The following is a 12,204-nucleotide window of genomic DNA, read 5'->3' on the forward strand; positions in this document are numbered from 1 at the left end:
GATTGGCTAAAAAAATATCACCCATTAACCATGAACGAATCTGAGGGAAACAACTATTTTACATCGCCGCTGGCTTTTTCTTTCAAAACCCCGCCAATAAATCTAAATTTGCAGCAAAACACAGTCAATATCAATATGTTTAACAAAAAATCAATTTTAAGTTTAGTTTTACTACTAACGTGTATTATGGCAGCGAAGGCGCAGGTAAAAATAGGCTTTGAGGTTTCTTTTAAAGAACCACAGGCACACTATGCTGAAGTTCAGATGAATATTTCTGGCTTGGCAAAAGATTATGTAGATGTAAAAATGCCTGTTTGGACACCTGGTTCTTACTTGGTTCGTGAGTTTGAAAAAAGTGTAGAAGAATTTAAGGCTACTGCAGCAGGTAAAGCCGTAAAAGTTGAAAAAGTAAGGAAAAACACCTGGAGAATTTTCTCAGCCAAGGCTGCCAATATCCAGATCAACTACCGTGTTTATGCATTCGAAATCTCGGTGCGTACACCTTTTATCGACGAATCCCACGCTTTCTTATCTCCAACAGGGATTTTTATGCATCCTGATGGCATGATCAAATCGCCAAGCACTGTAAAAATTATTCCTTTTAATACCTGGAGTAAAGTTTCTACTGGTTTAACACCTGTTGCTGGAGCGCAATTCACCTATAAAGCTACCGATTTTGATATTCTTTACGATAGCCCTATTGAAGTGGGTAATCAGGATATTTTCGAATTTACAGCTGCTGGTGTTCGCCATGAAGTAGCCATGTACGGCGGTGGTAATTACGATAAAGAGAAACTGAAAGTAGATATGGCTAAAATTGTAGAAAAAGAAACTGCAGTTTATGGCGAAAACCCTAATAAATATTACCTCTTCATTGTTCATAATTTCTTGAAAGGTGGAGGAGGTTTAGAGCATTTAAACTCTACCACTTTAGGCGCTACAAGAAATGCCTACAATACTGCCGAAGGTTATAAAGGCTTTTTAGGCCTGGTTGCACATGAGTATCACCATCTTTGGAATGTTAAGCGCCTACGCCCGGTAGCATTAGGCCCTTTTGATTATGACAACGAAAATTACACCACAAACCTTTGGGTAGCTGAAGGATTTACATCGTATTACGAAAATAAATATTTGCACAGAGCAGGTTTTACAGATGTAAACGAATTTTTGAAAGATCTGGCCAGCGGTGTTGGTACAGTATTAAATACCCCTGGTGCTAAATATCAGTCAGCTGCTTCATCTAGTTATGATGCATGGATTATTGGCTACCGTCCGAATGAGAATTCAAAAAACAATTCCATCTCTTACTACAATAAAGGAGAAGTGATCGGTATTTTGATGGATCTCGAAATCATTAACGCTACCAAAGGTGCTAAAAGTTTAGATGATGTAATGAAAGCCATGTATTTGCAGTGCAAAACTTTAAAACGCGGCTATACCGATGCAGAGTTTAAAGCAATGGTTGAAAAGATATCAGGAATTAGCTTTACTAACTTTTGGGCAAAGTATGTTAATGGTGTAGATGATGTAGACTATGTAAAATATTTCGCATATGCCGGTGTTGATGTTTCTACAGAAAATGCAACGCCTGGTAAACCGGTTAGTGGTGCAGCAGTTCAGTTGGCTACTAAAGGTTTAGAAGTAACTTCGGTTACCAGAAACTCAGCAGCTTGGGTAAGTGGTTTAAATGTTAACGATGTAATTGTACTGATTGATGGCTCATCATTAAGTGATGTACTGAAAAATGTGAAGTTAAAAGAACCGAAATTTTCTTTAGATATTTTACCCATCATTACCGATAAAAAAATTGGCGATCAGCTAACGGTTAAAGTAATCCGCGATGGACTTGAAAAAGAAATTTCTTTAAGCTTGAAAGAAAATCCAAATGTACGTTTAAAAGCAACCGTAAACGAAAATGCAACACCAGCTCAAAAAGCAGTGTTAAAAAAATGGACAGGCGTTTAGTCAGTTCACAGTTAAAAGTTTTCAATTTTCAGTTCAATAAAAAATCCCGTAAGAATTCATCTTACGGGATTTTTTATGCCTTTACACTTTTGCTTTAGGCTTTCATCTTTAGGCTTTGGACTTTTAGCTTTAGTCTTTCAACGCTCAGCGCCAAACGCCCTCCGCTTAAAAAGTATATCTAAAACCTAGGCCAAATCTTCCAGCGTTAAAATCGCTATCGTTGTCGCCAATGTAAAGTCTTGGTCTCCAGTCTAAAGCCAATGCCAATGGTGCGCCAGAGAATTTATAATCTAAACCAACCATCGGAACCAGGTAAAAACTAGAACCACCATCATACAATTGAATCGACGGACCACCACCTAAATACCAGTCTAAACCTTTTGCACCAGGGATAGATGAATTGTATTGAAGAAATCCCTGAATAATAGTAGAGTTTCCACCAAATAAAACTTCACCTTGAAGTGCAGCTTTAGGGCTGAAGTGATGTCTAACTGAAGGACCAACCAGTGTAGCGCCATCACCAAAGTCAATACCTAAACCTAGTCCGGTTTTATAGTTTTGGGCTTTAACGTTTGTTGTAGTAAGGGCAAACAATGCAATGCATCCTAAAATTGTAAATAACTTTTTCATAATTTAAATGTTTTGTAAATAATTATCTGCCTAACAACTTTAATGCCGTTTCTGTTTTTTTGGTAAAAATCCATCAGGATAAAAAACAATGCTTGCATAGTAATTTTGTAATCACTAAGTTTATTTAAATATTTTTTACGAAAAGTAAATACAGCGTTTTATTAACTACGAGGTATTATTTTTATTAAAAAGGCATATAGATGTTAATCTTTATGTTTGATTTTTTAACTTAACCAAATAATAAACAATTCATATGGCGGCAGAAATTAAACGGGTTTTTGATCTTTTGAAATATAGCCTCGAAAATCCAAAGCAAGAATTCATCAGCGGAAAAATTAACGGAAAATGGATAAATTATAGTACAGCCGATTTTTGTACAGCCGTAGATAACCTAAGCCGCGGATTAATTAAACAAGGCATAGGCAAAGGAGGCAGGGTTGCTGTAATGTCGCATAACCGACCTGAGTGGAATATTGCCGATTTCGCAGCCAACCAGATCGGTGCCTATCAGATTCCTTTATATCCAACCCTGGCCGAGCACGATATCCAGTTTATCTTAAAAGATGCAGAAATCGCCATTATATTTGTAGCCGACGAAGATTTGTATAAAAAAATTAAACCTTGTGCCGATGCAATTAACCCAGCCATTAAGATTTATAGTTTTAAAGAAATTACAGAAACCGAAAACTGGAATACATTAATTGAATTGGGCAAAGCGAGTACAGATATTGATTTAGAAGAATATCGCGCTACAGTTGCCCCCGAGGATGTATTAACCCTAATTTATACATCCGGCACTACAGGTACGCCAAAAGGTGTAATGCTAACGCATCATAACTTGGTGGCAAATTTTGTTAACTCGGCTGTGGTGATACCCGAAGGCGTTAAAAAAGGGTTAAGCTTTTTGCCACTTTCGCATATTTTCGAGCGGATGATCATTTATCTATATCTATTTAATTATACAGGAGTTTATTATGCCGAAAGCATGGAAACCATTGTTGCTGATATTCAGCATGTAAAACCCAATGTATTCTCTACCGTTCCAAGGCTTCTCGAAAAAGTGTACGATAAGATAATGGAAAAGGGAAAAGCATTAACAGGGATTAAAAAAGGAATTTTCTTCTGGTCGGTAGCTTTAGCCGAAAAGTATACAATTGATGCGGGGGGCTGGTATAATTTCAAGCTTGGGATAGCCCGTAAACTGGTTTTCAAAAAATGGCAGGAAGCTTTAGGGGGCGAAATCGTAGTGATTGTATCAGGCGGAGCAGCGCTAAATCCGCGTTTGGCCAGAATTTTCTGGGCCGCGGGTATGCCTGTTTTTGAAGGATACGGACTAACCGAAACTTCACCCGTAATTACCGTTAACCATTTCGGAGGAACCATGTTCGGCACCGTTGGTGAAGTAATTAAAGGTGTGGAAGTTAAAATTGCACAGGATGGCGAAGTTTTAACTCGTGGGCACCAGGTAATGAAAGGTTATTACAACCGACCTGATTTAACAGATGAGGCGGTAGATAATGAGGGATGGTTCCATACCGGAGATATTGGAGAACTGGTTGATGGTCGCTTTTTAAAAATTACCGACCGTAAAAAAGAAATGTTTAAAACAGCAGGCGGTAAATACGTTGCCCCACAAATGCTGGAGAATAAATATAAAGAATCAATTTTTATCGAACAGATTATGGTTTTAGGCGAAAATCGAAAGTTCCCTTCTGCACTGATTGTTCCAAATTTCGAAACCTTAAAAACCTGGGCTGGAAGAAAAGGCATTACTTTTACCTCGAACGAAGAGATTATTAAAAACGAACAGGTACTCACTAAATATAACGAGGTTATCGAAGCGGCAAATGTAGGTTTTGGTAAATGGGAACAGGTAAAAAGATTTGCGCTGTTACCAAAAGAGTGGAGCATAGATGGCGGTGAGCTTACCCCAAAATTAAGTTTGAAAAGAAAAGTGATTACCGAGAAAAATAATCAGGTAATCGAAAAAATATATAAAGATGCGGAAGGTTATAAACCATAGAAAGATTTCCAAGTAAGGATTGGTGAAAAAATAGCCTTAATAACAGCCAAATTATGAAAAGGATAATTTTATTTATTTTACTAATTACAGGTGCAATAAATTCTTTTGCGCAAGAAGCAAAACTTAATATTAAAAGTTTAAATGCTAAAAATAATACGGTAATTATCCAGATTCCTGTGGATGATACATGGTTTTATCCTGCCAAAAAAGAGATTAAATTTGGTGATGATAGTACAGTAAACTATTCTTTAAAGATTAATAAACTTGCTTGGTTAAGAATTAACAATAATACAGTATTAATAGAGCCAGGTACTACGAATTTAGTTTTCGATAAAGGTATTTTGGTACAGAGCGATAAAAATAAGGAAGGCATGTTACTTTTTAACAGGAGGAATGCCGATTTTTATCAATACAGAGCCAGAGATTATTATAAGAAAGATAGCACTGTAGCTGGTTTGTATCAATTGCTAGAAAATGATAAGAGTGAAGCCCTAAAGCCTTATACTGAGCTATTTTCTAAACAAAAGATTTCCACAAACTATTATAACGAAATAAAAAGGTATTTTTCAACTGAACAGATAATTTTGCAAGCTGCTATCCCAATGATAGTTTTAAGCACAAAGCAAAAAATAAATAACGATTTGGATAAAATGTGGGCAGATGCCTATGAAAAGTATTCAATGAACAATCTTCAGGATGCTTTTTACCCAGATTTTTATTACCACGCCAAGTATTACGCAAATACTTATCTCAATTACTACATCCCGCTAAAAAAAGGAGCTGAATTGCCCAAAAAAGATGAGAATACTGGCTTTAAAATTATATATAAAACCTTCGAAGATAATTTTACAGGCAAAATGAAAGAGTTTTTGCTGGCTACTTTTCTATATGATGAGATGTTACAAAATAGATATCAGAAAGTATTGGTCGATTTGTTCGATTCATTTAAAACCAGTTACCCTAAAAGTAATTTTACACCATATTTGCAACCAATGGCCAGTAAGATTATAGCTTACCACAACGAAGTAAAAAAGGATTTTGAACCTGAGCAAAAAATATTGGCCAACTACGATAAAGTAAATAGCCTGGATAGTTTAATCGGCGAATTTAAAGACAAAACGGCATTTGTTGATATTTGGGCAACCTGGTGTGGGCCATGTAAAGAAGAATTTAAATATAGTAAGGATCTGGAGAAATTTCTCAAAGCAAAACAGGTTGACATGCTTTTTATCTCCATTGATAAAGATGATGCAGCGCAGCAATGGAAGGAGATGATAAAATATTTTAAACTTTCTGGCAATCATATTCGAACTAATCAAGCCCTGAGAAAAGATTTGAGTGATAAATTGGGCAAAAACGGGAGCTATGGAATACCCCGTTATTTAATTATTAAAAATGGGAAATTAGTAGTTGATAATGCTTTAAGGCCAAGTGATAAAGAAAAATTATACGCACAAATTGGTAAATATTTATAGCGCCAGAAGGAAGTATTTTTCTATCCGAAAATTAAAATTAAAAAAATGATTACTTAGAAAAATAATGACGTAATCAGAAAAATATATAAAGATGCAGAAAACTATAAAGCCCCTCAATGACATTAAAAGATCGTTAATATACCTAAGTATTGTGCTGTTATTGGCTGGTTGCGTAACCGGACAATTGGGTAAAAACAACAGTGGTGAATATAAAAATGGGATGGTGGTTTCTGCCCATCCGGAAGCATCGCAAGTAGGTATAGATATTTTAAAAAAAGGTGGGAATGCGGTTGATGCAGCTGTTGCTGTTCAATTTGCACTTGCTGTGGTTTATCCAAACGCGGGAAATATAGGTGGGGGTGGTTTTATGGTGTACCGTGGCGCAAACGGCGAAATAAATGCCTTGGATTTTAGAGAAAAAGCAGCTGCGGCAGCCAGCAGAGATATGTATCTCGATTCTGCCGGCAATCCAATTGTAGATAAAAGTTTATACGGACATTTAGCCGCCGGCGTACCAGGATCAGTAGATGGTATGGTAGAGGCACACAAAAAATATGGAAAGCTTTCTTGGGCACAGGTATTGCAGCCGGCAATAAATTTGGCGCAAGATGGTTTCAAAATTACTAAGCGGCAGGCAAGCGAATTGAATGGTTTGCATAGAAAGTTTATGGATTTTAATCCCGATGGAACGGCCTTCGTAAATTTAGAAAGTACCTGGCAGGAAAATGATCTTCTGGTTCAAAAAGAGCTTGGCAATACGCTAAAACTGATCCAGAAAAAAGGTAGGGAAGGTTTTTATGAAGGTGCTGTAGCCGATTCGCTTGTGGCTGAAATGCAGCGGGGCCATGGACTTATTACAAAAGAAGATTTAAAAAATTATCACGCTACCTGGCGTAAACCCATAACAGGCAACTATAGAGGCTATAAAATTATTACCATGCCGCCAACTTCAAGTGGAGGTATTGCCCTGATTCAATTGCTGCAAAGTGTAGAAAATTTTCCATTAAAAAAGTGGGGGCATAATGGAGACTCTACAGTTCAGGTAATTGTAGAAGCCGAAAGAAGAGTATATGCCGATCGGGCAACACATTTAGGCGACCCTGATTTTTATACTGTTCCGCAACAGCAAATGTTGAGCGCCGACTATAATAAAAAGCGTATGGCAAACTTTAACTGGGCAGCAGCAACACCAAGCAGTGCTGTTTTGGCCGGCGAAATAAAAGGGGCAGAGCACGAAGAGACCACACATTTCTCTATTGTAGACCGCCATGGAAATGCTGTTTCGATTACCACTACCTTAAATGGTTCTTACGGATCGTTAGTTGCTGTAAAAGGAGCCGGGTTTCTGTTGAATAACGAAATGGACGACTTTTCTGTCAAACCTGGCGCACCGAATATGTATGGTTTAGTGGGTGGCGAAGCCAATGCAATTGCACCCAATAAACGAATGTTAAGCTCTATGACACCAAGCATTGTGGAGAAAGATGGAAAATTATTTATGGTAGTAGGTACCCCAGGTGGTTCAACCATTATAACATCTGTATTTCAAACCATTATAAATGTAATCGATTTTGACATGTCAATGCAGTCGGCGGTAGCTGCTAAAAAGTTTCATCACCAATGGTTACCAGATGAAGTATATATAGAAAAAGATGCCATCGATAGTTTAACCCTAGAAAAATTAAAAGCAAAAGGCTATAAAATTGTACCGAGAGGTGCGATTGGCAGGGTTGATGCCATCTTAAAAACTAAATGGGGCAATTATCAGGGCGGTGCCGACCCAAGGGGAGATGATAAGGCCATTGGCTGGTAGCAATTTCTCACATCTATTTTTTATCTTAGCACTAGTCAATCTTTTGCAATTCAATTAGTTGTGTGGTTTAAAATTTAAAGAGATGAAGAAGCGCATATTTAATCTTGCCCGAAATTACCCAGATTTACCCCAGGTAGATTCGGCTATCTCTTTTGGCCCTTTTATCAAATACTTGCAGCGAAAAATTAAAGAAGAACGAACTGTAAAATCTACCCTTTATAGCAATGCCTTAAAAGAATTTAAAAAACAGGGAATTGATGAACAGGTTATCGCTATCAAAGATATTTATCAGCACGAATTACTGCTGGAACATATGTATGCCTGTCTTTCGCCAGCACTTTTAACAGAAGACCATCAGGCTTGGGGGCTTTGTGCACCAATGCAGCCCATTACTTTTTATGGAACGGAGCTGATGTACGAACTGCTTGAACATGAAGAAAAAGATCAGAATAGTTTTGCCGGGTCAAAAACGCTTGAGCAACATCAGCATGATCACCTGCATTTTATCTATTCCTTCATTCTTAACGAATTATATGCATTTCATGTACCTTTAAAAGAAAAATACCATTCAGGCATCAATGCTGATACTGGCTTGCCAGGTTACTTCCATATCGGTGTAAATGCCAGTTTTATCGAAGTTAAGGCTAAGCAGCCATTGCCCGATCTTAGCTACCGTGAGTTACAACTATATTTGAGTGAAGAATCTGGATTGGATAAGCTACAGCAGGTGCTGCCACTAACTCTTTTTGAGCTTAGAGGTATTTCAGTGCTTACCATTACCGATGTTACTGCCAAGCAAGCGGTAGAAAATATTAAAAGTATAAGATTGAGCCGTGTGCCAGGCAGTGAGGGTGTCGCTTATGGAGAGGTGATACAATCGCTTAAAGTGCTGGTGCAAAATGCCAATATCCAGTTCGATCTTTTTCCTTTCGTAAGGGTAAACAACAAAATGGTTTATGGGTATGTAAAAGGCGGAAGTGGTCTGTTGTTTTCGGTATGGGGTGAAGAAACTTTAAGTCCCGAAGCTTTTCGGCAGATTGCCGAAGGTTACGCTGCAAATCCGAATTCCTTTTATTCGCCCGATATCTGGGCCGAAAGCAAAGAGATGTTTCCCTGGTTAGACAGGTTTAGGGAGCTAAATGTAAAATCGATGGCGCTCCTACCTGTATTTCACAACCAGATATTGGTAGGTGTACTAGGCATGCACACCTGGGTTGGAGAAACTTTCGATGAAAAGAAAATTACTTTATTGGAGCCCGTTTTAGCGCCTATTGCTCAACTCTTACAGGTCTATATCGATGAGTTTAATCTTGAGATTGAAAACATCATCAAAGAAAAATATACCTCTATCCAACCTGCTGTACAATGGAAGTTTAATGAAGCTGCCTGGCACCACCTTTACAATAAGAAAAGGAATTTGCCACAGCGTAATGAGGATATTAGTTTTGCAGACGTTTACCCTTTTTATGGCGCAATAGATATTAGGAATTCTACTCCTGAACGCAATGTAGCCAGTAAGGCCGATCTGAATCTGCACCTGAGTCTATTTCGTGAAACGCTGGAAGAGCTGAGTAAAACTTATAGCGATGCTTTGCTGGTAGAAATCATTTTTAACTGCAACAAGTGGAGTGATATTTTACAGGGCGACGAGTTGAACACAACTGATGAAAACAGCCTCAATATTTTCCTTAAAGAAGAAACCAGCGATTACCTAAAGCTTATTTCCCAATCGCATCCTGATACTCAAAAGGTAATCGGTAAATATCTTGACCGCATTTCGGCGCCTCATGGCGAAGTGTATAAACACCGTCAGGCGCTGGAAACATCTATGCAGCTGATTAATACAGCCATTAACAATTATTTTGAAAGTGAACGCGAAAAACTGCAAGATTCTTATCCCTGTTATTTCGAAAAATTCAGGACAGATGGTGTTGAATATGATATCTATATCGGGCAGTCTATCGCTCCTGATCGGATTTTTAATCACTTCCATCTTAAAAATCTACGGTTATGGCAACTATCATCAATGGCTGAGATTGCCAAAATGGTTCAGCAGCTCCAGCCCGATCTGGCCGTTAAGTTGGCCACCACACAACTTATCTTTATCCATAACCATCCAATAGACATTAGTTTTAGGATCGACGAGCGGAAGTTCGATGTAGAAGGCGCTTACAATATCAGGTATCAGATGATCAAAAAAAGGATCGATAAGATACTCATTCGCAATTCGCAGGAGCGCCTTACCCAGCCTGATAAACTGGCATTGATCTATTTCAATAAAAGAGATATCGACGATTACCTGCCCTTTGTAAAATACCTGCAGGAAACTGGTGTATTGAAATCCGAAACCGAAGATCTTGATTTGGAAGATTTACAGGGACTAAGTGGATTAAAGGCATTGCGCTTAACCATTTTATAATATTTAATTAGGCTACCTTTAATCTAATATCTTCAATAAGTTACACAGGCACCCTGCTGCAAATACTTAGCAGTTTAGCTATATTGCGTTAGCTAATCAAACATGCCCCAATCGCTATGCGCAAACTATTTTCGCTGTTTTTATTTCTAACAGTTGCCCTACAATTACACGCTCAAACTAATGAAGCCAGCCTGGTGAGTCCACTGATTAATCAATACCAATCAGACGAGACCATGTTAAACCGTAAATACACGCTCAAGCGATCGGAAGAATACTTTAAGCGGATGGAACGCTTTTATGCTGAATGGCAAAAACAATCAAAGGCATTGCCTTTTAACAAGCTAACTGTAAATGAAAGGGTAGATTATATTTTGCTTAAACGCGATATCCGATCAGATTCGGCAAGTTTACAACAGCACTACGCCGAATTTAGAAGCAGCATTTTTACTTTGCCTTTTGCCAAAATATTATTGGATTTTGAAGCAAAGCGAAGAATTGGCCAGCAACAAGATGGTAAAATTACCAAAGAACAATTCGAACAACTGAAAGAGGCTATTCAGAAAACCACAAAAGCAGTAGAAAACAAAGACCTGGCAATTACGCCAGTACAGGCTTCTTGGGCGCAGGAAACCGTTAATCAATATCTGGCTGTATTTACCGAAGCTTATAAATTTTATGATGGCTACGATCCGCAATTTACCAAAGCCACCAAAGCGGTGTATCCCGATGTAGTAGATGCCATAAAGGATTATGCTGATGCACTGGGTAAAATAGCTAAACCGTCAAATGCCAAAGACGATGGAAGTGGCATTATTGGAAATCCGATAGGAAGAACAGCTTTATTAAGCAGCTTAAGGGATGAGATGATTGCTTATACCCCTGAGCAGATTGAGGCCATTGCCATGAGAGAATTTGCCTGGTGTGATGCCGAAATGCTTAAAGCCTCGCAACAAATGGGCTTTGGTAAGGAATGGAAAAAAGCACTGGAAAAAGTAAAAACAGATTATCCTGAATTGGGGAAGCAGCCCGAACTGGTTTATGAACTGGCTAATGAAGCCATAGACTTTGTAGAGAAAAATAAACTCATCGCCATTCCGGCCCTGGCTAAAGAAGGCTGGCGCATGCGCATGCTAAGTCCGAAGGAACAATTATTTGCGCCGTTTTTTCTAGGCGGCGAATCCGTATTAATTGCTTATCCAACAGAAGATATGACGGAGGATGCCAAAATGATGACCTTGCGTGGCAATAACAAGCATTTTTCCAGAGCTGTAGTTTTTCATGAGCTTATTCCCGGGCACAACCTTCAGTATTTTATGCAAAGCCGTTACAAACCTTATCGTAAAGTATTTGGTACGCCTTTCTGGACGGAAGGCTGGTCGCTGTATTGGGAGATGTTGCTGTGGGACCAGAATTTTGCAAAATCTCCGGAAGATAAAATTGGAATGCTTTTTTGGCGCATGCACCGTTGTGCGCGTATCATTTTTTCAATGAACTACCATTTAGGCAAATGGAGGCCTCAGCAGTGTATCGATTTTTTGGTAGATCGTGTTGGTTTTGAGCGTGCTAATGCAGAAGCAGAGGTGCGTAGATCGTTTACGGGAGGTTATGGGCCCTTATACCAAATTGGGTACATGTTAGGTGGATTACAGTTCAGGGCATTGCACAAAGAGCTGGTACAAAGTGGTAAAATGACCAATATTCAGTTTCACAATCGTGTATTGCACGAAAACAACATGCCTGTAGAAATGGTAAGGGCCTTGTTAACCAACCAGCAATTGCCCGAAAATTTCAGTACCAGATGGAAATTTGCCGGCGATATTAAATAGTACAATTTTGACATAGGTGTAGATAACATAAAGTAATAGATGATCAGACAAAG

General features: G+C 38.5%; 7 protein-coding genes. 6 read left to right on the plus strand and 1 reads right to left on the minus strand.

Going from position 1 to position 12,204, the window contains the following annotated elements:
- The first annotated feature begins 30 nt into the window (after window positions 1-30).
- On the plus strand, window positions 31-1,965 hold the full coding sequence (locus tag LQ227_RS11535; RefSeq protein WP_371824743.1) for a M61 family metallopeptidase: 1,935 nt from the start codon (window positions 31-33) through the stop codon (window positions 1,963-1,965).
- 165 nt (window positions 1,966-2,130) lie between these two features.
- On the opposite strand, the gene LQ227_RS11540 is transcribed toward LQ227_RS11535, so the two are convergent.
- Entirely contained in the window at window positions 2,131-2,595 is a 465-nt protein-coding gene (locus LQ227_RS11540; RefSeq protein WP_057933119.1) for a hypothetical protein, read from the minus strand.
- A gap of 253 nt (window positions 2,596-2,848) precedes the next feature.
- Here LQ227_RS11540 and LQ227_RS11545 point away from each other — a divergent pair, with 253 nt between their 5' ends.
- From LQ227_RS11545 to LQ227_RS11565, 5 genes are all read left to right on the plus strand, one after another.
- Complete coding sequence (locus LQ227_RS11545; protein ID WP_230144498.1) at window positions 2,849-4,618, plus strand: long-chain fatty acid--CoA ligase; 1,770 nt, start codon at window positions 2,849-2,851, stop codon at window positions 4,616-4,618.
- A gap of 53 nt (window positions 4,619-4,671) precedes the next feature.
- Window positions 4,672-6,093 (plus strand): TlpA disulfide reductase family protein, encoded by a 1,422-nt coding sequence (locus LQ227_RS11550; RefSeq protein WP_230149424.1) that lies wholly within the window; start codon window positions 4,672-4,674, stop codon window positions 6,091-6,093.
- Between the two features lie 91 nt (window positions 6,094-6,184).
- Complete coding sequence (gene ggt / locus LQ227_RS11555; RefSeq protein ID WP_230149425.1) at window positions 6,185-7,906, plus strand: gamma-glutamyltransferase; 1,722 nt, start codon at window positions 6,185-6,187, stop codon at window positions 7,904-7,906.
- Window positions 7,907-7,988: 82 nt separating this feature from the next.
- Entirely contained in the window at window positions 7,989-10,325 is a 2,337-nt protein-coding gene (locus tag LQ227_RS11560; RefSeq protein WP_230149426.1) for a GAF domain-containing protein, read from the plus strand.
- A gap of 116 nt (window positions 10,326-10,441) precedes the next feature.
- Window positions 10,442-12,151, plus strand: coding sequence for a DUF885 family protein (locus tag LQ227_RS11565; RefSeq protein ID WP_230149427.1), 1,710 nt, complete (start codon window positions 10,442-10,444; stop codon window positions 12,149-12,151).
- Window positions 12,152-12,204: the final 53 nt, after the last annotated feature.

The organism is Pedobacter sp. Bi27 (assembly GCF_918698255.1).
Classification (GTDB): Bacteria; Bacteroidota; Bacteroidia; order Sphingobacteriales; family Sphingobacteriaceae; genus Pedobacter.

What these genes read in the sequence shown, in the direction of transcription:
- LQ227_RS11550 (WP_230149424.1), top strand. Translation starts at nt 4,672, where the DNA reads ATGAAAAGGATAATTTTATTTATTTTACTAATTACAGGTGCAATAAAT.
- ggt (WP_230149425.1), top strand. Translation starts at nt 6,185, where the DNA reads ATGCAGAAAACTATAAAGCCCCTCAATGACATTAAAAGATCGTTAATA.
- LQ227_RS11540 (WP_057933119.1), bottom strand. Translation starts at nt 2,595, where the DNA reads ATGAAAAAGTTATTTACAATTTTAGGATGCATTGCATTGTTTGCCCTT.
- LQ227_RS11535 (WP_371824743.1), top strand. Translation starts at nt 31, where the DNA reads ATGAACGAATCTGAGGGAAACAACTATTTTACATCGCCGCTGGCTTTT.
- LQ227_RS11560 (WP_230149426.1), top strand. Translation starts at nt 7,989, where the DNA reads ATGAAGAAGCGCATATTTAATCTTGCCCGAAATTACCCAGATTTACCC.
- LQ227_RS11545 (WP_230144498.1), top strand. Translation starts at nt 2,849, where the DNA reads ATGGCGGCAGAAATTAAACGGGTTTTTGATCTTTTGAAATATAGCCTC.
- LQ227_RS11565 (WP_230149427.1), top strand. Translation starts at nt 10,442, where the DNA reads ATGCGCAAACTATTTTCGCTGTTTTTATTTCTAACAGTTGCCCTACAA.